Here is a 22,785-nt window from a genome sequence, read left to right on the forward strand (position 1 = left end):
CCCTCCCGACCCTGACCGACTCCCCGCTGGCGATCGCCCTCTACGTGCCGACCTACCTCCTGACGATAGCCGTCTACGACGCCCCGTGGGGACTGGAGAACGTCGTCTACGGGGCGGAGTCCCTGCTGGGCATCGGTCACAGTTCGGCGCTGTACCACGTCGGCCTGCTGGTGACGTACTTCGCCTGTGCCGTCGCGCTGACGTGGCTCGGCCGCTCGGTTCGCTCGGCCGTCGGCTCCCGCCGCGGCTAGGTCGCTCCTGAACGGCGGCCGTCGGTCTCCGCTCGTCAATCCCGCCCGTCGAGACGCGCGCCGACCCGTTCGAGCGTCTCCAGTCCGGTGACTTCCCCGGGTTCGTCGGGGACCGTCCACACGTCGAGGTCCGGCAGCGACGACCGGAGCGCGGCGATAGCCTCCTCCTGGACGGCCTGTTTCCCGAGACAGCGCTCGCAGTCGCCCGGTTCTTCGATGACCTTGTTCACGACGAGCGTCGTCACCGGAATCTCGAACTCGCCAAGCCGCTCAACGAGCCGCTCGCTCTCGCGGACCGCCATCGTCTCGGGGATCGTGACGACGCGGAACTCGGTCTGTTCGGGGTCTCGCAGAACCGTCCCCACGCGCTCCATCCGCTCGCGCATCTCGGTGAAGTCGTCGTGCTCCCCGCGGCGCTTCCGTCCCATCGGCCCGAACAGCATCGTCCGCGTGGCGTCGACCTTCCGTCGCACCTGGTCTCGCAGGTCGAGCGCCGTCGCCATCCCGCGGTCGATCACCGACGGCAGGTCGAGAAGTCTGAGCGTGTGGCCGGTCGGCGCGGTGTCGAAGACGACGCGGTCCCAGCGGTCGCTGTCGACGTACGTCGCCAGCCCTTCGAGCGCGGCGAGTTCGTCGCTCCCGGGCGCGACGCCCGAGGAGAACAGCGTCGCCACTTCCCCCTCGTCGAGGCGGATACCGGCGTCGTCTAACTCGTCGGCCAGCGCCTCGAACAGCACGCGATAGCGGTCGACGCCCGCCTGCGGGTCGACCTCGACGCCCCAGAGGTTCTCGCGTATCTCGGTCGGGTCGCCGCCGAGCGGGGTTCCGACGGAGTCGGCGAGCGAGTGAGCCGGGTCGGTCGAGACCACCAGCGTCTCGTGGCCCTCGCGTGCCAGTCGCAGCCCGGTCGCCGCCGCGACGGTGGTCTTCCCGACGCCGCCTTTCCCGCCGTAGAGGACGAACCGTGTCACGGCCGAGTGTTGGGGCCGAACCCGTTTAACTCCGTGGCGGAGCGGGAAAGTCGAACTCCGGTGGAAAATAGAGCGACGACTCGACTACGGGCTGGCGCCTCAGATGTCCATGACGAGTTCACCGAACCGCTCGGTGGGCACCGCACGCATCGTCTCCGTGTCCAGCCCGTATCGCTCGATCGCGATGGAGGCCTGCAGGACGGTGTCCTCGTCGGGGACTTCGAACGTGAGCAGGAAGTCGTAGCTGCCCGCCAGCGCGTAGCTGTCGAGGAGCTCCCCACCGAGATCCTCGATGTCCTGTTGGACGTCGCCCCAGATGCTCACCAGCTCCTGGGCGTTCTGTATCTCCTGTTCGTTGACGTCGGCGAGGACCGAGTACGTCGGCATGGTTCGACCGTCGCGTCTGCCGATTATAGGTCTGTTGCCCGATACTCTCCCCGATAAAAAAAGCGACGGGACGCGGTCCGACGTTCAGTACTCGCGCTCGACGAGGTAGTTCGCGATGCCGTCTAACAGCTCGCGGGCCTCGTTGTCGGGGAGCACTTCGAGGTTCTCCTTCCCGCTCTGAACGAGCTCCTGTGCCCGGTTTTCCGCGTACTCGATAGAGCCCGCCTCGCGGAGTCGGGCGACGGCGTCGTCTATCTCGGCCTCGGAGACGTCCTCGACGGAGTCGGTATCGACGAGATTCGCCACGTCGACGCCCTGCTGGCGGGCGTGTAGCGTCACGAGCGTCTGCTTGTTCTCGACGAGGTCCGACCCGCGCTGTTTGCCCAGTTTCTCCGAGGGCGTCGTCAGGTCCAGCAGGTCGTCCTGGATCTGGAACGCCCGGCCCACGTCGAGTCCGTGGTTGTACAGCGCCGCGACGGTCTCCTCGTCGGCCCCCAGCAGGGTCGCCGGAATCGAGGCGGCGGCCCCGTACAGCACGGCGGTCTTGAGTTCGACCATCTCCAGGTACTCCTCGGGCGTGACCGCCTCGCGCTGTTCGAACTCGATGTCCAGCGACTGCCCCTCGCAGATGCGGGTACACGTCGTGGCGAGTCGCTTGTTCGCCTCGACGGTTCGCTCCGGCGCGGCCCCGGTTTCGAGCAGGAACTCGAAGGCCTTCGAGTACAGCGTGTCGCCGGCCAGGATCGCCGTCGAGAGGTCGTACTCCTTGTGGACGGCGGGGACTCCCCGGCGGAGGTCGTCGTCGTCCATGATGTCGTCGTGGATGAGCGTGAACGTCTGGATGACCTCGATCGCGATGGCCGCCGACAGCACGTCGGCGCGCCCGTCGTCTAGCGTCGGGAAGTCGCGGTAGTTCTCGGAGAGCGGTTCGACGTCCAACAGCGACTCGGCGACCAACAACAGCACCGTCGGTCGGAGTCGTTTGCCGCCAGCGTCCAGCAGGTACCGGGTCGCCTCGTAGAGGTGTTCCGGCCGCGTGACCGGGAGTTCCTCCGGGAGCGCCTCGTTGACCCGCTCTCGCCGGGCGAGGATGGCCGCTTCGACCTGCTGATGGCGTCCTGACATCACTCTACTCGGTGAGTTGGATCATGTTACCGTTTCGGGTAACGTGGAGGTCGCGGCCGACCTTGTAGCCCTGGTTCTCGGCGAGGTCCACGTACGGCGCGAACCCTTTGAGGCTCTGGTGAGCGGGGATGACGTGCTGTGGCTGCAGCGCCTGGAGCATCTCGTAGTGTCCTTCCTCTCGAAGGTGGCCCGAGACGTGGATGTCGTCGTAGATGCGAGCGCCCTGCATGCCCAGCAGTTTCTCGGACTGGTAGCGCTGGCCCTCGTTGGTCGGCTCCGGGATGACCCGGGCCGAGAAGAGGACCTTGTCGCCGTCGTCCAGTTCGTATGGCGTCTCGCCGCGGCCCATGCGGGTGAGCATCGCGCGCGGTTCGCCCTGGTGGCCCGTCACGATGGGCAGGAAGTTCTCCTTGCCCTCGTTCATGATGCGCTTGAACGTGCGGTCGACGGACTTGCGGTGGCCGTACATCCCCAGATCGTCGGGGAAGTCCACGAAGTCCAGTCGCTCCGCGGTACCGGAGTACTTCTCCATCGAGCGGCCCAGCAGCACCGGCTGGCGGCCGATGTCCTCGGCGAACTCGACGAGGCTCTTCACGCGGGCGATGTGGCTGGAGAACGTCGTGGCGACGATCCCGCCGTCGTAGTGCTCGATGCTCTCCATGACGTCCCTGAGGTGTCGACGCGCGACGGACTCGGAGGGGGTCCGACCCTTCCGACCGGCGTTCGTACAGTCCTCGATGTAACAGAGGACGCCCTCGCCCTCGCGGCCGATCTCGCGGAAGCGCTTCATGTCGATGGGGTCGCCCAGCACCGGCGTGTGGTCCATCCGCTTGTCCAGGCCGTAGACGACCGCGCCCTCCGGCGTGTGGAGGACGGGGTTGATGGCGTCGATGATGGAGTGGGTGACGTTGACGAACTCCAGCTCGGTGCGCTCGCCGATCTGCATCGTCTCGCCGGCCTCCATCTTCTGGAGGTCGTTCTGGACGCCGAACTTCTCCTCGCCCTTGATCTGCTGTTTGACGAGCTCGATGGTGAAGGGCGTGGCGACGATGGGCGCGTCGTAGCGGTGTGCGAGCTTCGATATCGCGCCGATGTGGTCCAGGTGACCGTGCGTCGGCACGATGGCCTTGACGTCGCCCTCGAGGTCGGACATGACGCGGTCATCCGGGATCGCGCCCATGTCGATGAGGTCGAGCGAGTGCATCCGCTCGGTCTCGACGTTGTCGTGAATCAGTACCTTCGAGAGGTTCAGGCCCATGTCGAAGATGACGACGTCGTCCCCCGCACGGACGGCCGTCATCTGTCGGCCCACAGCCTCGTATCCGCCAATTGTTGCGATTTCGACTTCCATGGTTGTAGCTCCGAGTGGAGCCGGCCGCGAGCACGCGGTTGGTGGTGGCGACGACGGTAACCGCCGAAACGGCGTCTCGATTCCGATGGGTGGCGAGGCCGGCCGGGTAGACCCGTAGCCTCGGTTCCCGTAGTGGAAGGGACTCGCGTCCCGACGACTTTTCCCCCGTCGTCTGCCGGCCGCCGAACCGCGGGTCGCGGGCGGCCGTGCGCTCGGTTACGCGGGAGTACAACGCGGCTTCTTAAAACGATGTGGGTTCCGTCCGCTCACTCGTCGTCCAGCGCGTCAGACAGCGGGTCGCTGTCCGAGTCGACTTCGAACCTGCGGGTACTGCCAGCGGTCTCGGGGTCGTCCTCGTCGTTCGGCTGGTCGGCGACCGCCTCGTCCGTTGCGTCCGCCGCGGTGGCGTCCGTCGCGGCCGAGTCGTCCTCGACGCGCGTCTCCTCAGCCGTCGGGCGCTCGAACGGGTCGCTCTCGTCACTCGACTCCTCGCCGAACAGGTCGTCCGTCGTCCGCGGTCCGTCTGTCGGCTCACCGCGACCTCCCCTCGTGTCCGTTCCCACGTCCGGGTCGGTCTGGCCCTCGGTACCCCAATCGGCGAAGTCGGGCGCGTCGCCCGCGGTCTCGTCATCGTCCGTTTCGGTCGTTTTCGCCTGCGACTCGCGCTGCTCGAACTCCGTCGGGTCCGGTGGCGACCACTCCTGCGGTGCCTCGCTCTCCGCCGAAGTCGGCTCGTTCTCCCCGTTCGCTTCACGCGCCGTCGGCTCCCCCGCGGCGTCGCTCGGGGCGTCCGCCGTCGGTCCGCCGAAGATGCTTCCGTCGTCGGGCTCCCCCGTCGGGTCCACAGCGGCGTCGTCTGTCCCGGTAGCGGTCGCCTCGCTCGAAGGGGCGTCGTCGGTGGGTTCGGCCCCCGGAACGCCGACATCCGTCGCCGTCTGCCGGTCCGTGACTGACTCCCGATCAGCCGTCGTCCCGTCCTCGGTTCCGGCCGCTGCCGACGGCGACTGTGCCGGTTCCCGCGTCGTTTCCGCCGGCTCCGACTCCGTCGAAGCCGCCGAACTCGAACCGCCTCGCCGTTGGCCGGGTCGGTTGACGCCCACGGGGTCGTCGGGGTCCGCTGCGGGCGGTTGCGTCTCCGATCGCTGGGGCGGCGCCTCCGCGTCGTCGGTAGCCGCCGTGGCCCCGCCGACCGCTGCACCAGTCGCGGCGGTCGCCGCGCCCGCGGGTTGACGTTCGTCAGTCGTTTCCTGGCTATCGGCCCTCGCAGTCCCCTCAGTGGTCGCAGACTCGTCGCTCGGTTCGTCCGCGACTCGCTCGGCGACCGATTCCCCGTCCGTCGCCGCGACGGCGGCGGCGGCACCGACCCGCGTCGCGTCGGCGACGAGTTTGTGGGCGAGGCCGAACAGCCCCGACAGCGTGAGGAGGACGCCGATACCGGCGACGGCGACGCCTAAGAGCGCGCGATTCGTCTCGACTGTCGGGGAGGTCGCACTCGACGCGCCGAGGACCATTCCTATTCCGACGAACGCGCCCCCGACGACGCTCACGACGAGAAAGTACCCGACGAAGCGCGTGCCGTATCGATAAACGTCCAATAAGCTAACGGCAGACATTGTACGACAATACCCAACGTCGGTCAAATAGGTTACGCCGGCAGTATCACTCGGCGTCAACGGTCGTCCCCGGCGACTCACCGGCGAAGAACGCGGGGAGGGCGTCGGGACCGAAGACGTGGGCCGGGCTCTCCAGTGCGAGCAGCGCTCGAACCTTTCCGGCCATCCCGCCGGAGACGTCGGTCGCATCGCTCCCGCCGAGGGCCGCCGCCACGTCGTCGAAGGCGGTGACTCGCTCGATCACCTCGCCGGACTCGGAGAGGACGCCCGGAACCGTCGAGCAGACGCCGACCCGGTCCGCGCCCACGGCGGGCGCGAGTTCGACGACGAGTTCGTCGCCGCTGAGGACGGTGACGCCCTCGCCCTCGTGGGCGACGAGGTCGCCGTGGAGCACCGGCACGAACCCCTCGCCGAGCAGCGTCTCGACCTGTCCGGTGGGCAACGAGAGCGCCCCGTCGGCGTCGCGGTGGCCCGCCGAGAACGGATGGACCGGGACCGCCGGCACGCCCCGGTCGGTCAGCGAGGCGACCACTCTGGCGTTCAGTCGCTTCATCGCGCCGTGTATCGCGTCTACGCCAGCGACGTCGCGGGTCCCCTCGGTCGTGCTGACGCCGTACTCGGCGGCGTGGTGGTGGCCGAAGCTCCCGCCGCCGTGGACGACGACGAGGTCCGCGTCCGCGCCGGCGACGGCGTCGGCCGCCGCCGCGAGCCCCGCGTCGTCGACCGTCTCCGGTTCGTCCTTCTCGGTGACGACGCTCCCGCCGAGTTTGAGGACGACGGTCATTCCCGCCGGACTCCCTCGGTGTCCAGTTCCGCCCGGAAGGCGTCCTCACAGCCCGGCGTGTACTTCAGGGCGGTGAGCGCGTCGTCGCTCTCGTCCAGCGCGACGATACAGCCGCCACCGCCGGCACCGGTGAGCTTCGCGCCGACCGCGCCGGCGTCCCTGGCGGCCCACACCATCGTATCCAGCGACCGAGAGGAGACGCCGAGCGCCGACAGCAGCCCGTGGTTGAAGTTCATCAGCTCCCCCAGCGACTCGTAGTCGTCCGTGCCGAGGACGTTCTCTCCCTCCCGGACGACGTCGCCGATAGCGCTGACGGTGTCGGCCGCGAAGTCGTGCTCGTCGCGGAGCCGGCGGACGCCGGCGACGAGCGCTCCCGTATCGCCGGCCCCGCCATCGAACCCGATGACGAACGGGAGGTTGCCGATCCCGTCGAGCGTCCGGCAGTCGTCGCCCTCGACGCGGACCGCGCCGCCGACGGCCGAACAGAACGTATCGGCACGCGAGGCCTGCCCGTCCTGTACCGCCGACTCGACCCGATAGGCGCGGTCGGCGATCTCCCGGGGCGAGAGCGAAACGCCCAACTCCCGGGTCGCGGCGTCGATGGCCGCGACGACGACCGCCGCCGAGGAACCGAGCCCCGCCCCCAGCGGGATGTCGCTCTCGATCTGTATCTCGAAGCCGGCGTCCGGCGCATCCGTCGCCTCCCGGACCTGCGAGACCGCCTCGTTGACGTAGCCCATCGCCGCCTCGACGAGCGGTCGCTCCGCCTCGACGTCCGGCCGCGCGTCGCCGTCGCCGTCGTACTCGACGGTGAAGCCGTCGAGCTTGAGGTCGTCCGCGTGAACGCGCAACCCGTCTTCTCGCTCGGTGGCCGTCACCCGCGCCCGGCGTTCGATGGCGCACGGGACCGCCGGCTCACCGTAGACGACCGCGTGTTCCCCGAACAGATACACCTTGCCGGGGGCACTCGACGTAACCATACCCGTTCGTGTACCCGGAGAGGATTAGGCGTTTTCGGAGCGAGATTCCGGGTTCGACGCCGACCGCTCGCTCGCGGTTCGGGACGATACGCGAGGTGACAACGGTAAAAACCGATTTTCAGCCTCCTGAAAGCACTTTTAGCGGTGCGCGGAACGACCGGGTATGAACCGCCGCCGACTGCTCGCCTCGTGCGGAACGTGCCTCGCCGGTCTCGCCGGGTGCCTCTCGGAGTCGCCCGCGGGCTCGGACGATACCCCGAACCGGACCGAGGCCTCACCGAGCGAGACCACCACCGACTCGCCGGCGGGATCGCCGACCGAACGCATCTCAGGGACAGAGCCCGACGCGACCCTCGCCGTCGGAGACCTCGTCGTCCGGAAGTCGGTTCGGTACGAGTCCACGATGGGGTCGGGCGGCGTGCTCACCGCCCGCGGCCGGCAGTACGTCGTGGCTTCGGTACGGGGACCACGAGACGCCTCGACCGGCGGGTTCTCGTTAGTGACCGACTCGGAGTCGTGGGACCCCGGACTTCCCGATACCGCCGGAGCCAGAAACCACTCCGTCGCGGGCATCGAGCGACCGTTTCTCGCGTTCACGCTTCCGTCGCCGCTGTCGGCGTCGAATCCGCGGATCCGACGCGACGGCGAGAACACCGAATGGTCGCTCCCGGCGGGCGCGACTGAGGCGCTCGCCGCCTCTTCCCCCCGGTTCGAACTCGACAGCGTGACCGTTCCCGAGGCGGTCTCGCAGGGGGAACCGCTCACTGTGTCGCTCTCGGCGACGAACGTCTCCGAGACCGACGGGCGATTCCTCGCGGCGATCTACTGGCCGACGAAGCGCATCGCGGACGACGACGAATCGCACGTCGTCGAGCGGACCGTCGCCGCTGGCGAGTCGGTATCTGCGTCGCTGGACATAGACACGGAATACACGACGAACGAAGTCGAGACGATACCGCTGCGAATTCGCGGTCACGTCACCGCCGAGCGAGACGTTAATGTGGAGGACGTCTCGACGGACTGGTAACGGCCGGCTAGTCTCGTCTCTCCACCCGCATCGACATCTCCTGTCGGGGATGGGCGGTCAGCGACGGCATCAGTTCGAGCGGCGTCTCCCCTTCGAAGTCGAGGCGGTATCGCTTCGCCGTCGTCGCGGTGATGAGTTGCGCCTCCAGCATGGCGAGGTGTTTGCCGATGCAGTGTCGCGGCCCGCCGCCGAACGGGAAGTACGCGAAGCGCGGTCGCTCTTCCGCGCGTTCGGGCCGCCAGCGGTCGGGGTCGAACGCCTCCGGGTCGTCGTAGAAGCGTTCCGAGCGGTGGACGCCCCACTGGGGGAGCATCAGCGTCGTTCCCGCTTCGACCGAATAGCCCGACAGTTCCACGTCCTCGGTTGGTTCACGGAAGATGGTGTACACCGGCGGGTACAGCCGCATCGCCTCCTGAATCACCCGTTCCAAATAATCGAGTTCGCGGACGTGTTCCATCCCCGGTCGCTCGTCGCCGACGACCTCGTCGAGTTCCTGGTGGACCTTCCGTTCGGCCTCGGGGTGTTCCGACAGCAGGAACCACGTGTAGGTGAGCGTCAGCGCCGTCGTGTCGTGGCCCGCCAACAGCATCGTCATCATCTCGTCGCGCAGCTGCTCGGCCGTCTGCTCGCCGTCGTCGCGCGCTCGGATGAGCACCGAGAGGAAGTCCATCGGCCCGTCGGCGTCGGTCCCGACGTCCGCCTCGCGGACGGCGACGATGTCGTCCAGCACCTCGTCCAGCGTTTCGACGGCGCTGTCGAACTCGGCGTCGTCCGGCATCGGCATCCAGTCGGGCGCGGCGAACCGGATCGGGTCCGGTTCGAAGCGCTGGCCCAGCGGGACGAGCTGCTCCTCGATGGTCCGGACCCGCTGTTCGGAGAGTTCGACGCCCATCATCAGGTCGAGGATGACGTCGAGGGTTACCCGCGTCATCTCCTGCTCGACATCGACGACGTGGCTCGTCTCCCAGCCCGCGATGCGGTCCTCGGCGTGGTCCGTGATCCGATCTGCCATCCCGGCCAGTCGCCCCATCGAGAACGCCGGATTCCCCAGTCGCCGCTGCCGTTCCCACGTCTCGCCCTCGCTCAACAGCAGTCCCTCGCCGAGTAAATCGCCGAGGGCGTCGCCCTGGAAGTCCGGCTTGCGGAACCGGTCGGCCTCCGAGACCAGCACCCGCTCGATCGCCGTCGGGTCACAGAGCATGAGGGTGTCCATCGGTCCCATATCGAACCGGGCCACGTCGCCGTAGGCCGTCTCCAGCGCCGAGATGAACCGAAACGGATCGTTCGCGTACGTTCGACTACTTCCGAACAGCGGTTCCCCTTTCGGTCCCGGCGGGGTCTTCGACATAGCGGCGGTTAGGACCGGACACGTTTGAATCGAATGCCAAACTGCGTCGCCGCTCGGCCGAAGCGTCCCCGCAGAGCCAGCGGCCTGGGTCTAGGTTCCAGTCGGTGTACCGACGCGTCCACGTCCCGGCCAACCCGCCGACGGCGCTCAGGCCGACCGCGTACGCGAGGAAGAACCCGAACGCGAGCCACAGGAAAAGGTCGTAGGCCGTCGACGACGGCGCGATCCGAATCCGAAGAGTCCGGAGACGTACAGCGCCGGGACGAACAGCGCCAGCAGCGGGACCATCGCCGCGACCCCGGCGAGCGACGAAAACGGTATCATCGAGAGGGCGAGCGTCACGAGCGCGCCCCACCCCGCGTCCGTCAGCGTCTCGCGCATCTCAGCCGCCGCTATCGAGCGCTGTCGTGATATAACCGCCCGTGAGTGACCGTCAGTTGCCGATGTCCGTCTCGTACTTCACGTAGTTACCCAGCCAGCCGCCAAGGGCGCTCAGCCCGACGACGTAGACGGCCGAGAACAGGCCGACGAGGACGAGGAAGGCGAAGCCGAACGCGCCGAACCCGACCGGCATCCCGCCGCTGAGGACGAGGCCGAAGAGGACGACGAAGACGAAGACGGCGACGATCGCCGAGAACACGAGGCCGATGAGGCCGGAGACGACCCCGACGCGGAGGCCGTCGTTCCGGTCGCCGCCCTGGAGGTAGCCGGCGAGCGCACCGCCGAAGACGGGCGCGAAGGGGACGAACGAACTCAGGAGGGCTGTCGCGACTGCGCCGATGACCGCGTTGAGGAGGGTGTCTTGCTCTGCCATCAGCCCTGCTACTCGAGGGTGTATGGTATGTTTTGTGCTGTAGCGGGGACGAATCGGGCGTTACCACTCCTCGAAGCGGTGAGCCGCGAAAACGAAGCGAGCGCGCGAACTCAGATCTCGGACTCGAAGTCGTCGAGCCCGTAGGACGGCTCGGCACCGCGGCGGTCGAGCGTCTCGTTGGCCAGCAGCCAGTAGACGACCGACAGCGCCTTTCGCCCCTTGTTGTTCGTCGGGACGACCAGGTCCACGTTGGACGTGGTGTTGTTGGAGTCGCACATGGCGATGACCGGGATGCCGACCGTGATGGCCTCCTTGACGGCCTGCGCGTCGCCGATCGGGTCGGTGACGACCACGACGTCCGGTTCGATGTAGCCGTCGTAGTCCGGGTTCGTCAGCGTCCCGGGGATGAACCGGCCCGTGCGGGCGCGAGCGCCGACGGCCTCGGCGAACTTCTCTGCCGGGAACCGACCGTACTGGCGCGACGAGGCCACGAGGATCTGCTCGGGCTCGTAGTTGGCCAGGAAGTCCGCGGCGGTGCGGATGCGCTGGTCGGTCATCGAGACGTCCAGCACGTAGAGACCGTCGTCGCGGACGCGGTGGATGAACCGCTCCATGTCCTTGGTCTTCTGCTGGGTCCCGATGTGGACGCCCGCGCCGAGGTAGTCCTCGACGGGGATGAGGAGGTCCGCTTCCGACTGCTCGCCGGGCATGACGTCCTCGTCCATCTGCGGTCCGGCGTCTTCGGCTTCTTCTGTCTCTGCCTCGGCCGCCTCGTCGGCGGCGTCGGCGGGCTGTTCGGCTTCCGTCTCGGGCTCGGCGTCGGTCGCTTCGTCGTCCTCCTCGGACGGGTCGAAGTCGGACTCGGACGCGTCGAGACCCTCTTTTTCGTTCCCGCTCATACTGCGTTGTCCTCGATACGAATGAGTTCGTTCAGCTTGGCTGTGCGCTCGCCGCCGACCGCGCCCGTCTTGATGAACGGCGCGTCGGTCGCCACGGCGAGGTGTGCGATAGTGGTGTCCTCCGTCTCGCCGCTCCGGTGGGAGACGACGGACTCGTAGCCGTTTCGGGTCGCCAGCTCGATGGCGTCCACCGCGTCGGTGAGCGTCCCGATCTGGTTGGGCTTGATGAGGATGGAGTTGCCCGCCCCGGCGGCGATGCCGGCCTCCAGTCGCTCGACGTTCGTGACGAAGAGGTCGTCACCGCAGACGAGCGTCTGGTCGCCGACGCGGTCGGTCAGGTCGGCGAAGGCCTCGTAGTCGTTCTCGTCGAGGGGGTCCTCGACGTAGACGAGGTCGTACTCCTCGACCTTCTCGGCGATGTACTCGATCTGCTCCTCGGTGGACTTGACCCCGTCGTCGTAGACGTAGCCGCCCTCGTCGTCGTCGTACAGCTCGGCACCGGCGACGTCGAGGCCGAAGGTGATGGCGAAGCCGAAGTCGTCGGCCACCGTCTCGACGGCCTCGTTCATGATCTCGAAGGCCTCGTCGTCCGAGACGGACGGGGCCCACGCGCCCTCGTCGCCCTTGCCCGCGGGCAGGTCGCGCTCCGCGAGGATGTCGTGGACCTCCTGGTGGACCGCGGCGTTGGCGAAGACGGCGTCCTCGACGCTCGGCGCGCCGACGGGCGCTGCGAGGAACTCCTGGATGTTCGTCGCGTCCGCGGCGTGTTCGCCGCCGCCGATGATGTTGCCGAGCGGCGTCGGGTACTCGTTGCCGCGGAAGGTGCCGCCGAGGTGCTGGAACAGCGGTGCGCCCAGCACGTCGGCACCGGCCTTGGCGGCCGCCATCGAGATGGCGACGGCCGAGTTGGCCCCGATTTCCGAGAAGTCATCGGACCCGTCGGCGGCGCGCAGCGCCGCGTCGACGTCGCGCTGATTGCCGGCGTGGACCTCGCCGACGAGGCGCGGAAGCGCGTCGTCGCGAGCGTTCGCGATGGCCTCCTGAGCCGGCAGTTCGATGGCCTCGTACTCGCCGGTACTTGCGCCGCTCGGTGCCTTGCCGCGACCGAAGCCCCCGCTCTCGGTGAGGACGTCGGCCTCGACGGTCGCGTTCCCACGCGAGTCGAGGACGCGGCGGAGTCGGATGTCGGTGATTAGGGTCATTTGTGGTCGCCTCGTTTGACGGTGAAGGGGAGCACACCGGCGTCGTACTCCTCGGCCGCGATGAGGATCGGCTGGGTGTGTTCCGTCTCGATGAGCACGGGCGCACCGTGGGCCAGCTGCAGCGCTCGCGCGCCGAGTTTGCGGGCCTTCTCGTATCGGCTTTCCTGTGCGTTCATTGGTACGGAGCCACGATGTCGACGAGGTCTTTGTGCGAGACGAGCATCCGGCGACAGCAGTGCCGCTCGACGCCGAGTTCGTCGAGGACCTTCTCCGGGTCCTCTGGTTCCTCGGCCTCGCGGGTGCGGGCCTTGAACTCCTCCCAGTGCTCGCCGACGACGTTGCCGCAGGTGAAACACCGGACCGGTACCATCATGCTTGAATCACCTCAGCGGTAGGATTTCTGGTAGCGGGCCCGAGCGCCGGGACCGCCCCACTTCTTGGGTTCGGACTGGCGAACGTCGTTGACCAGCAGCGACCGGTCGAACTCCATGAACGCGTCGCGCAGTTCCGCGTCGTTCGTGAAGTCCACGAGCCCGCGGGCGATGGCGGTTCGGGCGGCGTCGGCCTGCCCCATGACGCCGCCACCCTCGACGGTCACGTCGACGTCGACGTCGTCGCGGAGTTCGTCCTCCGCGATGCGGAACGGCTCCAGCATCTTCAGCTGGGCCAGCTCCGGGTCGACCAGTTCGACCGGCTGAGAGTCGATACGCACGCGGCCCTCGCCCTCGCGGATAGTCGCGCGGGCGACGGCGGTCTTCTTCTTACCAGACGTGTTCGTTACCATGTCTTGTTCGCTCCGAGTTGCTCGCTTATCTCGCCGAGCGAGACGAACTTGATGTTCGACAGTCGGTCCAGCGAGGTCCCCTCGACGATTTCACCGTCCTCGTCGTGGGGGTTGCCGACGTAGACGCGGACGTTCTCGAACGCTTCGCGGCCCCGCGTCTTCTTGTGGGGCAGCATGCCGCGGATCGAGCGCTTGAGGATGCCGTCCGGTCGCTTCGGGTAGAAGTACCCGTTGTCGTTGCCGATGCTGACGCGCTTCTGGTACTTCTCGACGATCTGCTCCTCGCGGCCGGTGATGACCGCGCGTTCGGCGTTGACCACGGCGACGGAGTCGCCGTTCATCGCCTTCTCGGCGACTTCCGAGGCCACGCGGCCCATGATACAGTCACGGGCGTCGACGACGACGTCGGCGTCGAACTCCGCGAGGCTCATCGGATCACCCGCACGTGGGAGCCTTCGGGGTTGTTTTCGATTGCCTGTTCGAGCGATACAGCCTCTCCGACCTGGTCGATCTTCTTCTCGGCGGTGCCGGAGAAGTCGACTGCGGCGACGGTGATGTCCTTCTGCAGGACACCGGAACCGAGTACCTTGCCCGGCACCACGACGGTCTCGTCCTCCTGGGCGTATCGCTCGATGCGGCCCAGGTTGACTTCCGCGTGGGTGCGCCGGGGTTTCTCGAGGCGCTCGGCGACGTCGCCCCAGACGTTGCCGCCCGCGCTGCGGGCGGCCGACTTCAGGTCAGCGATGAGACTGCTGAGTCTCGGGTTCGTCTTGCTCATAGAGTTCCTCCTTTGTAGGAAAAGTGCAGGGAGCAGGATTTGAACCTGCGGACCCCTACGGGACAGCGCCCTGAACGCTGCGCCGTTGGCCTGACTTGGCTATCCCTGCTCGCGTTATTTCGTTCTGCGTGCCCCGTAAAACCCCTTTCGGTCCTCTCGCTCGGGGCGCGGGCGGTCATCGGCGTCGAAGGGGTATCTCGGGGCATGTGGCGTTACAGTTGGACTGCGTCTTTCAGTTCGGTCGCGCGGTCACGCAGCGTCTCGACCGCGCGCAGGACCAGTTCGTCGGACGTGAACGAGCCGTCGGTCTCGACGTGGAACACGAAGGCGTTCTCGACGTCGGTGACCTCGACTTCCTTGCCGGGGTACCGCTGGGAGAGGTCGTTGCCGAACTCGTCGGTGAAGACGAGGTCTCCGTCCTCGGCGTCCGGGTCGGCGGCGTGTTCGGCCGCTCCCTCCTCGATGACGCCGCGGAGGATGTTCGGCTCGTCGTCCTCGAACTCGCCTTTCTCCCCGACGACCTCGACGCGCTGGAGGTGTCGGTAGCCGACGCCCACGCCGCCCTGGTGTTTGGCGTGTTCCTTCCCGTCGTCGAGGACGGCGTCGGCCTCGACTTCGAGGCGCTGGCCGTCTTTCAAGTCGATGATGGGAACGTTGTCGTCGGCGGGTTTGACCAGCGGGTCGCTGGAGACGAGGTCGCTGGAGTAGGCCGTATTCGGCCCGTCGACCGACAGCGACAGCGTCACTTCGTCGCCTTCCTCGAAGTCGTCGAGGTCGGTCGTCAGCGGGACCAGCCCCAGTCGAAGGCCGATCTGCTCGTTGAACATCACGCTGGTGTTCTCGATGACGCGAACCGTGTCGATGCTGAACGTGGGCACGTCGGCGACCATCGCCCGGCGGATGCCGTTGGCGAAGGCCGGCGTGATACCCCGTACCAGCACGCGTGACTCCCGCTCGCCGCGTTCGACGAACTCAACCTCGTAGTCCTGTGTCATGGGTTAGAATCCGGAGTTCTTGGGTGCGCGCGTGCCGTCGTGAGGCGTCGGCGTGACGTCCTCGATGCGGCCGATCTCGAGCCCCGCGCGGGCCAGCGCGCGGATGGTCGCCTGCGCGCCCGGGCCGGGGGAGGTCTGCTGGTTCCCGCCGGGGCCGCGGACGCGGACGTCGACGCCTTCGACGCCGCGGTCGATGGCCTTCTCGGCGACGACTTCCGCCATCTGCATCGCCGCGTACGGCGACGCCTCGTCGCGGTTCTGCTTGACGACCGTCCCGCCGGAGCTCTTCGCGAGCGTCTCCGCACCGGTCTGGTCCGTGATGGTGATGATGGTGTTGTTGAACGATGCGTGGACGTGGGCGACGCCCCAGATTCCGTCGTTTTCGGCTTCGCTCATTCTTGTTCCTCCGCGCGCTCAGGGTGCAGTTCGTCCGACAGCGAGCTGTTCTCGTCGAAGCCGACCGAGCTCTCGACGGCCGTCTCGACCTTCATCGACGGGCGCGTGACGCGCTGGCCGTCGAGTTCGATGTGGCCGTGGACGATGAACTGTCGCGCCTGCTCGGGCGTGTTCGCGTAGCCCTTGCGGTAGACGACGGTCTGGAGTCGGCGTTCGAGGACGTCGGTGACGTCCAGCGACAGGACGTCGTCGAGGGAGTCCTGGTCGCCGAGAATGCCGTAGCGCTGCAGGCGGGCGAGGAACTCCCCGGCCTCGCGGTCGGTGTCCTCGCTCGCGCTGCCGAGCAGTTTCCGGGCCTCGCGGCGGTAGTCGCGAAGCTCGGACTGGCCGCGCCAGAGCTCCTCTTTGTTCTTCAGGCCGTAGCGACCGAGCAGGTTGCTCTCGTCGGCGATCCGCTCGCCCTGATAGGGGTGGTTCGGCGTCTCGTAGAACTTGGTGTTCGATCCGAGCGCCATTATTCGTCATCCTCCGCGGCGGCTTCCTCGGCCTGCTCTTCCTTGATGGCCTCGACGTTGACGCCGATGGTCCCCTCGGTACGGCCGGTGGACTTCGTTCGCTGGCCGCGGACCTTCCGTCCGCGCTTGTGGCGGACGCCGCGGTAAGAGTCGATCATCTTCATGCGGTTGATGTCCTGCCGCTGGGTGAGCTGGAGGTCGTTGCCGGTCTCGTGGGTGGTCTCACCGGAGTAGTAGTCCTTCTGGTGGTTGGTCATCCACTCGGGGACCTCATCAGCGTAGTTCTCGACGTGCTCGACGACGTTGTCGATGACGTCGTCGTCGAGCTTGCCGAAGACCGCGCGGCGGTCCACATCGGCCTTCTGGGCGATGATGCGGGCGGCGCGGTGACCGATGCCGTTCAGTTCTGTCAGCGCTCGCTCGACGGACTTGGTCCCGTCGAGGTCGGTCTGTCCGATACGGACGAAATAGCGGATGTCCTCCTCCTCTTCGGCATCCGCGTCCTCGCCCGCGTTGGGGTCTTCTGCACTCATATGTGGGTAATTGGTCTGATGAGCGTCGTGGCGGGGATTCGAACCCCGGAGGCTGTACGCCACAGAGTTAGCAACCCTGCGCCTTGGGCCAGGCTTGGCTACCACGACACGCCTGCATTGATACTCGCGCCCGCAGCACGCGGACTCGGGGGCCGGTCCCCCTACACGAGTCTGTCCGTGACTATTCCGGGGTTGTATTTAAACGCAACGGAAGGGTTCGGCCGCGTGAATCTCCTACATACGGAGCGTTCAGCCCCGAGCGAGTCGGCGGCACAACCCCTTAGCGTTCGGCGGCCACAGAGACGGGTATGGGCCGCAGACCCGTAGCCGACGGCGGAACGACAGTCGATCCGACCGACCGCGAAGCCCTACAGCGGCACCTCGAACGCTTTGCGGGCGCGGGCGAGGTAACGGAAGCCGACGACGGCGCGCTCTCCGCGGAGTTCGGCCAGTCGACGTACGTGACGATCGGCCCGGACGGCCGCGTCGATTCGGGGATGCCGCTTCACGCGTTCGACGCGCCCGCCGACACGCTCGTGTTCGACCACGACGCCGGCGAGTTACGCGTCGAGTTCGGCGACGGCGAAGCGGCGGTCTCCTACACGTTTCGCCGACCGTAGCCGCGTCGGAGACGAGTTCGCGAACGGAAGCGACGACGATCGGCCGAGCCGCTCGCCTTCCCCCGACGAACACGTCGGTTCAGCGACCTGTTTTTATTCTCTGACGCCCTACCTTTGTTAGTCATGGTCTCACTCGGCAAAGTGTTCGAACTACTTAGCGAGAAACGCCGGCGCTACGCACTCTATTACCTTCGGACACAAGACTCGCCGGTGAGCGTGCGCGAATTGGCCGAGGCAGTGGCGGAGATGGAGTCCGACGCCGATTCTTCGGCGGCCTCGGAGACGGAGCTCGAACGATACGAGATCAAGCTCCATCACACCGATCTCCCGAAGGCGGACGCGGCGGAGTTCATCGAATACGACGCCGACGCCGGCGTCGTCAGACTCACCGGCGAACCGCCGGAGTTCGACGCGGTTCTGACCGTGGCCGAAGTGTTCGAACGCTCGTCGTGAACCCTTGCCAGCGCGTTCGATAGGTGGGACAGAGCGCTGTCACAATCCTTATCGCACCTCCGGGGCCTATCCCCGTGACATGAACGAAGCGGACGTCCGCGAGCGACTCAGGGACGTGCGGGACCCGGACTTAGACGAAGATATCGTCTCGCTGGGGCTGGTCAACAGCGTCGATGTGACCGACGAGGAGGTACGGATCGACCTCGCGCTCGGCGCGCCGTACTCGCCGACGGAGACCGCGATGGCGGGCGAGGTCCGCGAAGCGCTGGCCGATGCCGACCGCGAGGTCTCGCTCTCGGCGAGCGTCGATCGCGGCGTCTCCGAGGAGGAGGATCCGCTCCCGAACGTCAAGAACGTCATCGCCGTCGCCTCCGGGAAGGGCGGCGTCGGCAAGTCGACCATCGCGGTCAACCTCGCCGCCGGCCTCGCGCAGTTGGGCGCTCGGGTCGGTCTGTTCGACGCCGACATCTACGGGCCGAACGTCCCGCGGATGTTAGACGCCGACGAGTCGCCGCGGGCCACCGAGGACGAGCAGATACTCCCCGTCGAGAAGTACGGGATGAAACTGATGAGCATGGACTTCCTCGTCGGCAAGGACGACCCGGTCATCTTCCGCGGCCCGATGGTCGACAACGTGCTCACCCAACTCTGGAACGACGTGGTCTGGGGCGGCCTCGACTACATGGTCGTCGACCTGCCGCCGGGCACCGGCGACACGCAGCTGACGATGCTCCAGCGCGTCCCCGTCTCCGGTGCCGTCATCGTCACGACGCCGCAGGAGGTCGCGCTCGACGACGCCCGAAAGGGCATGCGGATGTTCGGCCGCCACGAGACGCCCGTTCTGGGCGTCGTCGAGAACATGTCGACGTTCGTCTGCCCGGACTGCGGCGGTAACCACGACATCTTCGGGAGCGGCGGCGGCCGCGAGTTCGCCGACGAGACCGACATGCCGTTCCTCGGCGAAGTCCCGCTCGACCCCGGCGTCCGCGAGGGCGGCGACGAGGGCCAGCCGCTCGTCTTAGACGAGGACAGCGAGACGGGCGAGGCCTTCCGCGACATCGCCGCTCGCACCGCGAACATGCAGGGCGTCATCCACCGCAAGCGGCAGTCGGACTCCCGAACCGCCGACACCGGCCCCGACGAAGCCGAGCCGGCCGGTAGCGGGCCCGCCGACGCCGGTCCCGAGCGGTAACGTCGCCGACGCTGTCGCTACGGGGAGGAGAGCAGAGAGAAGATCCGGATTACGCTTCGACGGGGTTGTTGTACTTGCGCGTGACGTAGCCGGCGATGCGGTTTCGCACGCCCTTGGACTCGATGTCGGTGACTTCGTCGACGACGTCCTTGTTGTGCTCGAAGTCGGCGCCGAAGGCCTTCGGGTATCGCTCCATCAGTAGTGTCCCGGTCTTCTTGACGTAGGCGGGTTTGATTGCCATGTGGGTTTCTTGCTATGTCGCGTTGAAAAAGGGTTCGACTTCCGGGCCCGGCCGCGAGGGTTTATCACCCCGAGCGGGACCAGCGGTCGATATGCCCTGAACGCTGCGGCGACGTGGAACGCGCTTGCGTGGCACGGCACGTCGCCGTCTCGCGGTCGCGGAGCTGCGCCGTCTACGGTCGTGCCACCTGTTCGCTACCACTCGGCGTCGGTGAGTTCGCGGACCCGCCGGAACGCCTCGCGCTCCCGTTCGCTACCGGCCGTCTCGACGACGGACTCGAAGTACCGCAACCGGTCGAGCAACGTCTCGCGGTCGTAGGCCGGGACGTCCAGCCGGGAGGCCGCGACCGTCGCTTCGACCACCGCCGCGCGGCCGCGGTTCGTCGTCGGCACGACGCGGCGTTCGACCTCTGAATCCTGCGGAATCAGTTCCCACTCGACCCACTGAGTGCCGCCGTCCTCACCGTCTGCCACTCGATCGACGGCGCAGCGTACCCACGCGTCCGCGCTTTCTAGTACCGGTTCGGCCTCCTCGCGGACGGACAGCGCCGCCTCCGCGAAGTCGACCGGGTCGCGCGTGAACTGAACGTACCCCTCGCCGCGTTCGCGGAAGTTCCGCCACGTTCGGGTTCGGCCCCACGTCGTCGCCGTCGCCGGCCCGACCCCCTCCGGAGCCCGGACGCCGAGCGCCGCCACGTTCCAGCGCTCGTTCGGGCCGAGAGTCGTCACGACGCTCTCCGTCACGCCGGCGAGTTCGACCGGCCACTCGTGCTCGCCCGCCTCGCTCGCTGCTACCGGCCTCTCGTCCGCGCTGTCGTCGCTCACACGACCAGCCCCCGTTCCAGCGCGACGAACAGCCCACCGGCGACGAGGTCCGCCGTCGTCCCGGGGTTGACGTCCCGCGCGACAAACTCCTCGGCCAGCTCCGTGGCGTCCTCCTCGCCGTCGAGCACCGCTTGCGCCCGACGCTTGACCTCTTCGGCGGTCTCTCGGTCGTTACGCGTCACGACGAACGTATCGACTTCTTCGGCGAGCAGTTCGACGAAGACGCGCGATGCGCGGTCCGGAACCGGCCCCTCGTCGTCGAGTATCCGCGCTCCGGCGTCGAACACCCGCCCGAACTCGCCGACCCACTCCGCGGCGACGCCGTCCACGTCGGCGCTCCGCGCCATCACGTCGAACAGCGTCAATTCCTGTTCTTCGAGCGTCGGAATCGCGTCGCTGCCGCGGCGCACGTCCAGCGGTTCCAGCCCGTCGGGCGGGTCGTCGACGGCCACGTCGACGTGTTCGAACGCGCGGTAGAAGTCCGCGGCGTCCGCCACGGTCGTCGCTCTGACGACGCTATCGGCGCTCTCGGGCGTCAGGTCGCCCTCGCTCGCGGCCGCGACCAGCGGAGAGAGCACCAGCAGCGCTCCGAACTGCGTGTTCCCCGCCGACTGCTCGGCCATCCCGGCGACGGCGCGTTCGAAGGCGCGGCCGACCCGCTGGCCCTCGACGGCGAGTTCGAGGCCCGGCCGCGCGCCGACGGCCCCGGCCAGGAAGTGTTCGAACCGGAGGTCTCCGAAGTCCCGTTCGCGGTCGACGTTCCCGGGTTTGGGCGTTCCCGTTACCTCCAGCAACAGCGCCAGTTCGGCGTTCTGTGCGGTCGAACGAGGCGTCATCGGACCGCCTCCCGCGCGAGCCAGTCGTCCGCGGTCTCCCGGACCGCTCGCAGGACCTCGGGGTCGTCGCTCGCCCGGCCGACGCTGACGGCGTCGGCACCGTACTCGAAGTACTCGGTGGCCGTCGCCCGGTCGCGGACGCCGTTGTTGGCGATAACGAACAGGTCGGTCGCCTCGACGACGTCTCCGACCACGGCTTCCGAGTCCATGGAGTCGACGTGAATCGCGTCGCCGCCCGCGCTTTCGACCGTGCGAGCGATCTCTGTGAGATCGACGCCGTCGACTTCCGTCCGGACCTTCACGGAGACGGTCGCCCCCGCGTCCGAAGCGGCCGCGACCTGTTCGGCCAGTCGTTCGGGGTCGGCGAGGAGGGACTGGCCGGCACCGGCGGCGCACATCTCCGCCTGTCGGCAGTGCGCGTTGAGTTCGAGGACGGCGTCGTGGCGGGCGCAGACGCGAGCGGCGCGTTCGACCGGACCGAGCGACGCGCTCCGGACGTTGAACGCCGGTCGGAGCGACGCGTCGGCGAGCGCCGCGAGCTGCTCGTCGACGAACGCCACGGGGTCTCCGGGCAGGAATTCCTCGCGGTCCCGGTCGACCATTCGGCGGGCGGCCTCGCACGTGGGCTCGTCCAGCGCGATGCCGCCGAGGAACGCACAGCCGACGTGTTCCCCGACCGAGCGCGCCCACGCGGCGTCGGACTGGCCGCTGAGGCTCGCCAGCGCGACCCGCGGGCGGAACATCAGGCCACCTCCGCGAGGGCGTCGGCGACGGCGCGGGCGACTCGTGCCGAGTCGGTTTCGTCGGAGAGCGTCGTATCGGTGCGGACGACCGGGCGGGAGAGCGACGTCTCGTCGTCGTCGTCGAGGACGAACGCGTCCGCGAAGGGGTAGCCCTCGGCGACGCCCGCGGTGCTCGGCTCGCGGCCCACGCCGGCCATGAGGTCGGCGGCGGGACCGGAGAACACCTCGTCGCCGACGAACGGCGAGACGGCGACGACGGGCGTCTCGGCGAGCGCCGCTCGAATGCCGTCGAGGGCGAGCATCGGTCCGAGCGACGTGACGGGGTTCGAGGGACCGATCACCACCGGCTCGGAGAGCGCCGACCGCACGGCGTCGGTGGCCGTCGCCGTTTCCTGGCCGCGGAACTCCACGTTCTCGACCGCCGGGTCACCGTTCCGGCCGACCCACCACTCCTGAAAGTGCATCGGCCTGTCCGGGGTGTGGACGATGGTCGCTACGGGATCGTCACTCATCGGCAAGAGCGTCCGGTCGAGACCGAACGCGTCGGCGAGGATGCGCGTTACCTCGGTCAGCGAGCGTCCCTCGTCCAGCAGCGAGGTGCGCGTGAGGTGAACTGCGCGATCCCGGTCGCCGATGTGCATGAACTCGGCGACGCCCGAGAATCGCCGCCAGCGAGCGATGTCGCGGCCCGCGGTCTGTGCGTCGTCGGGGAGATAGCGCGGGCCGGCGTCGAGGTCGGCGGCCTCGGCGAGCCGACGGAGTTCGTCGTGGGTCTCGGCCGTATCGCCGGCGAGACCCCACCACGTCTCCCGGTCGAGTTCGCCGCCGTCGAGAAAGAGCATCGTATCGAGGTCCGGACAGACGAGGTGCCCGCCCAGTTCGACGTCGTCGCCGGTGTTGGCGACGACTGTCGCGTCCTCGGGGTCGAACACGTCGTCGGCACCGGCCAGCAGCTTCGGCGTCCCGGTGCCGCCGGCGAGGAACGTCACCATACGCCGACGTAGGGGGGACGGGCGGTAAAAGGGTGACCCATGTCGGCCGCCGCGAGATCCCCCGCGTCAGCCGCGGCTCCCGCCCGTCTCGGCGGTCTGAGAATCAGTCCTGAAAACTGCGCGGATACACT

The 22,785-nt window shown here is 67.9% G+C and carries 30 protein-coding genes and 2 tRNA genes; 4 read left to right on the top strand and 28 right to left on the bottom strand.

Translation table 11 applies throughout. The features are described from left to right. Positions 1-286: 286 nt before the first annotated feature. From EGH23_RS06220 to mvk, 7 genes are all read right to left on the bottom strand, one after another. Positions 287-1,222: an ArsA family ATPase gene (locus EGH23_RS06220; protein WP_220579122.1), complete on the bottom strand. Its 936-nt coding sequence runs from the start codon at positions 1,220-1,222 to the stop codon at positions 287-289. A gap of 99 nt (positions 1,223-1,321) precedes the next feature. Continuing rightward, complete coding sequence (locus EGH23_RS06225; protein WP_220579123.1) at positions 1,322-1,609, bottom strand: GYD domain-containing protein; 288 nt, start codon at positions 1,607-1,609, stop codon at positions 1,322-1,324. A gap of 84 nt (positions 1,610-1,693) precedes the next feature. Next, positions 1,694-2,734 carry a geranylfarnesyl diphosphate synthase gene (gene idsA3, locus EGH23_RS06230; RefSeq protein ID WP_220579124.1) on the bottom strand — a complete coding sequence of 347 codons (1,041 nt, stop codon included), beginning with the start codon at positions 2,732-2,734 and terminating at the stop codon, positions 1,694-1,696. Positions 2,735-2,738: 4 nt separating this feature from the next. Continuing rightward, positions 2,739-4,085, bottom strand: a complete 1,347-nt coding sequence (locus EGH23_RS06235) for a ribonuclease J (protein WP_220579125.1) — start codon at positions 4,083-4,085, stop codon at positions 2,739-2,741. Between the two features lie 266 nt (positions 4,086-4,351). Beyond that, entirely contained in the window at positions 4,352-5,698 is a 1,347-nt protein-coding gene (locus EGH23_RS06240; protein WP_220579126.1) for a prolipoprotein diacylglyceryl transferase, read from the bottom strand. 46 nt (positions 5,699-5,744) lie between these two features. Then, positions 5,745-6,482: an isopentenyl phosphate kinase gene (locus EGH23_RS06245; protein WP_220579127.1), complete on the bottom strand. Its 738-nt coding sequence runs from the start codon at positions 6,480-6,482 to the stop codon at positions 5,745-5,747. Further along, on the bottom strand, positions 6,479-7,462 hold the full coding sequence (mvk, locus tag EGH23_RS06250) for a mevalonate kinase (RefSeq protein ID WP_220579128.1): 984 nt from the start codon (positions 7,460-7,462) through the stop codon (positions 6,479-6,481). The genes EGH23_RS06245 and mvk overlap by 4 nt, the downstream gene beginning before the upstream one ends. Positions 7,463-7,625: 163 nt before the next feature. Between mvk and EGH23_RS06255 the strand changes: the two genes are divergently transcribed. Next, entirely contained in the window at positions 7,626-8,489 is an 864-nt protein-coding gene (locus EGH23_RS06255) for a hypothetical protein (protein ID WP_220579129.1), read from the top strand. Between the two features lie 7 nt (positions 8,490-8,496). Here EGH23_RS06255 and EGH23_RS06260 read toward each other — a convergent pair whose 3' ends face one another. The 16 genes from EGH23_RS06260 to EGH23_RS06335 all read right to left on the bottom strand — a co-directional run bounded on the left by EGH23_RS06260 (position 8,497) and on the right by EGH23_RS06335 (position 16,861). Continuing rightward, positions 8,497-9,837, bottom strand: a complete 1,341-nt coding sequence (locus EGH23_RS06260) for a cytochrome P450 (RefSeq protein ID WP_220579130.1) — start codon at positions 9,835-9,837, stop codon at positions 8,497-8,499. 147 nt (positions 9,838-9,984) lie between these two features. Next, positions 9,985-10,218, bottom strand: a complete 234-nt coding sequence (locus tag EGH23_RS06265) for a hypothetical protein (RefSeq protein WP_236044620.1) — start codon at positions 10,216-10,218, stop codon at positions 9,985-9,987. Between the two features lie 52 nt (positions 10,219-10,270). After that, positions 10,271-10,651, bottom strand: coding sequence for a DUF5518 domain-containing protein (locus tag EGH23_RS06270; RefSeq protein ID WP_220579131.1), 381 nt, complete (start codon positions 10,649-10,651; stop codon positions 10,271-10,273). Positions 10,652-10,761: 110 nt separating this feature from the next. Continuing rightward, positions 10,762-11,550 (bottom strand): 30S ribosomal protein S2, encoded by a 789-nt coding sequence (gene rpsB, locus EGH23_RS06275; protein WP_220579132.1) that lies wholly within the window; start codon positions 11,548-11,550, stop codon positions 10,762-10,764. Further along, positions 11,547-12,752, bottom strand: coding sequence for a phosphopyruvate hydratase (gene eno / locus EGH23_RS06280; RefSeq protein ID WP_220579133.1), 1,206 nt, complete (start codon positions 12,750-12,752; stop codon positions 11,547-11,549). Before eno ends, rpsB begins: the two co-directional genes overlap by 4 nt. Continuing rightward, entirely contained in the window at positions 12,749-12,928 is a 180-nt protein-coding gene (locus EGH23_RS06285; protein WP_135303168.1) for a DNA-directed RNA polymerase subunit K, read from the bottom strand. The genes eno and EGH23_RS06285 overlap by 4 nt, the downstream gene beginning before the upstream one ends. Next, entirely contained in the window at positions 12,925-13,125 is a 201-nt protein-coding gene (locus EGH23_RS06290; RefSeq protein WP_159901306.1) for a DNA-directed RNA polymerase subunit N, read from the bottom strand. Before EGH23_RS06290 ends, EGH23_RS06285 begins: the two co-directional genes overlap by 4 nt. 12 nt (positions 13,126-13,137) lie before the next feature. Beyond that, a complete protein-coding gene (locus tag EGH23_RS06295) occupies positions 13,138-13,536 on the bottom strand; it encodes a 30S ribosomal protein S9 (RefSeq protein ID WP_135303170.1) in 399 nt (132 codons plus the stop codon). Next, the gene (locus EGH23_RS06300) at positions 13,530-13,967 is read right to left on the bottom strand and encodes a 50S ribosomal protein L13 (RefSeq protein WP_220579134.1); all 438 of its coding nucleotides are present in this window, start codon (positions 13,965-13,967) and stop codon (positions 13,530-13,532) included. Before EGH23_RS06300 ends, EGH23_RS06295 begins: the two co-directional genes overlap by 7 nt. Further along, positions 13,964-14,314 (bottom strand): 50S ribosomal protein L18e, encoded by a 351-nt coding sequence (locus EGH23_RS06305; protein ID WP_162315818.1) that lies wholly within the window; start codon positions 14,312-14,314, stop codon positions 13,964-13,966. The genes EGH23_RS06300 and EGH23_RS06305 overlap by 4 nt, the downstream gene beginning before the upstream one ends. A 24-nt stretch (positions 14,315-14,338) precedes the next feature. Then, positions 14,339-14,423, bottom strand: a tRNA-Leu gene (locus EGH23_RS06310). 103 nt (positions 14,424-14,526) lie between these two features. Beyond that, the gene (locus EGH23_RS06315; RefSeq protein WP_220579135.1) at positions 14,527-15,309 is read right to left on the bottom strand and encodes a DNA-directed RNA polymerase subunit D; all 783 of its coding nucleotides are present in this window, start codon (positions 15,307-15,309) and stop codon (positions 14,527-14,529) included. Positions 15,310-15,312: 3 nt separating this feature from the next. Then, a complete protein-coding gene (locus tag EGH23_RS06320; RefSeq protein ID WP_220579136.1) occupies positions 15,313-15,705 on the bottom strand; it encodes a 30S ribosomal protein S11 in 393 nt (130 codons plus the stop codon). Next, positions 15,702-16,220 carry a 30S ribosomal protein S4 gene (locus EGH23_RS06325; RefSeq protein ID WP_135303175.1) on the bottom strand — a complete coding sequence of 173 codons (519 nt, stop codon included), beginning with the start codon at positions 16,218-16,220 and terminating at the stop codon, positions 15,702-15,704. Before EGH23_RS06325 ends, EGH23_RS06320 begins: the two co-directional genes overlap by 4 nt. Next, positions 16,220-16,753: a 30S ribosomal protein S13 gene (locus EGH23_RS06330; protein ID WP_220579137.1), complete on the bottom strand. Its 534-nt coding sequence runs from the start codon at positions 16,751-16,753 to the stop codon at positions 16,220-16,222. The genes EGH23_RS06325 and EGH23_RS06330 overlap by 1 nt, the downstream gene beginning before the upstream one ends. A gap of 23 nt (positions 16,754-16,776) precedes the next feature. Then, positions 16,777-16,861 (bottom strand) — tRNA-Ser (locus EGH23_RS06335). Between the two features lie 200 nt (positions 16,862-17,061). Between EGH23_RS06335 and EGH23_RS06340 the strand changes: the two genes are divergently transcribed. The 3 genes from EGH23_RS06340 (at position 17,062) to EGH23_RS06350 (ending at position 19,018) form a co-directional block, all read left to right on the top strand. Beyond that, complete coding sequence (locus EGH23_RS06340; RefSeq protein ID WP_220579138.1) at positions 17,062-17,373, top strand: hypothetical protein; 312 nt, start codon at positions 17,062-17,064, stop codon at positions 17,371-17,373. A gap of 123 nt (positions 17,374-17,496) precedes the next feature. After that, positions 17,497-17,826, top strand: a complete 330-nt coding sequence (locus tag EGH23_RS06345) for a DUF7344 domain-containing protein (protein ID WP_220579139.1) — start codon at positions 17,497-17,499, stop codon at positions 17,824-17,826. A gap of 79 nt (positions 17,827-17,905) precedes the next feature. Next, positions 17,906-19,018 carry an Mrp/NBP35 family ATP-binding protein gene (locus tag EGH23_RS06350; protein ID WP_220579140.1) on the top strand — a complete coding sequence of 371 codons (1,113 nt, stop codon included), beginning with the start codon at positions 17,906-17,908 and terminating at the stop codon, positions 19,016-19,018. 49 nt (positions 19,019-19,067) lie between these two features. On the opposite strand, the gene EGH23_RS06355 is transcribed toward EGH23_RS06350, so the two are convergent. From EGH23_RS06355 to cofD, 5 genes are all read right to left on the bottom strand, one after another. Further along, positions 19,068-19,259 carry a 30S ribosomal protein S17e gene (locus EGH23_RS06355; protein ID WP_135303180.1) on the bottom strand — a complete coding sequence of 64 codons (192 nt, stop codon included), beginning with the start codon at positions 19,257-19,259 and terminating at the stop codon, positions 19,068-19,070. A gap of 194 nt (positions 19,260-19,453) precedes the next feature. Beyond that, the gene (locus tag EGH23_RS06360) at positions 19,454-20,083 is read right to left on the bottom strand and encodes a DUF447 domain-containing protein (RefSeq protein ID WP_220579141.1); all 630 of its coding nucleotides are present in this window, start codon (positions 20,081-20,083) and stop codon (positions 19,454-19,456) included. After that, positions 20,080-20,919 (bottom strand): triphosphoribosyl-dephospho-CoA synthase, encoded by an 840-nt coding sequence (locus tag EGH23_RS06365; protein ID WP_220579142.1) that lies wholly within the window; start codon positions 20,917-20,919, stop codon positions 20,080-20,082. The genes EGH23_RS06360 and EGH23_RS06365 overlap by 4 nt, the downstream gene beginning before the upstream one ends. Continuing rightward, complete coding sequence (locus EGH23_RS06370; RefSeq protein WP_220579143.1) at positions 20,916-21,662, bottom strand: tRNA-dihydrouridine synthase; 747 nt, start codon at positions 21,660-21,662, stop codon at positions 20,916-20,918. Before EGH23_RS06370 ends, EGH23_RS06365 begins: the two co-directional genes overlap by 4 nt. Further along, positions 21,662-22,654: a 2-phospho-L-lactate transferase gene (gene cofD, locus EGH23_RS06375; protein ID WP_220579144.1), complete on the bottom strand. Its 993-nt coding sequence runs from the start codon at positions 22,652-22,654 to the stop codon at positions 21,662-21,664. Before cofD ends, EGH23_RS06370 begins: the two co-directional genes overlap by 1 nt. Positions 22,655-22,785 lie beyond the last annotated feature (131 nt).

The organism is Haloarcula nitratireducens, from assembly GCF_019599505.1.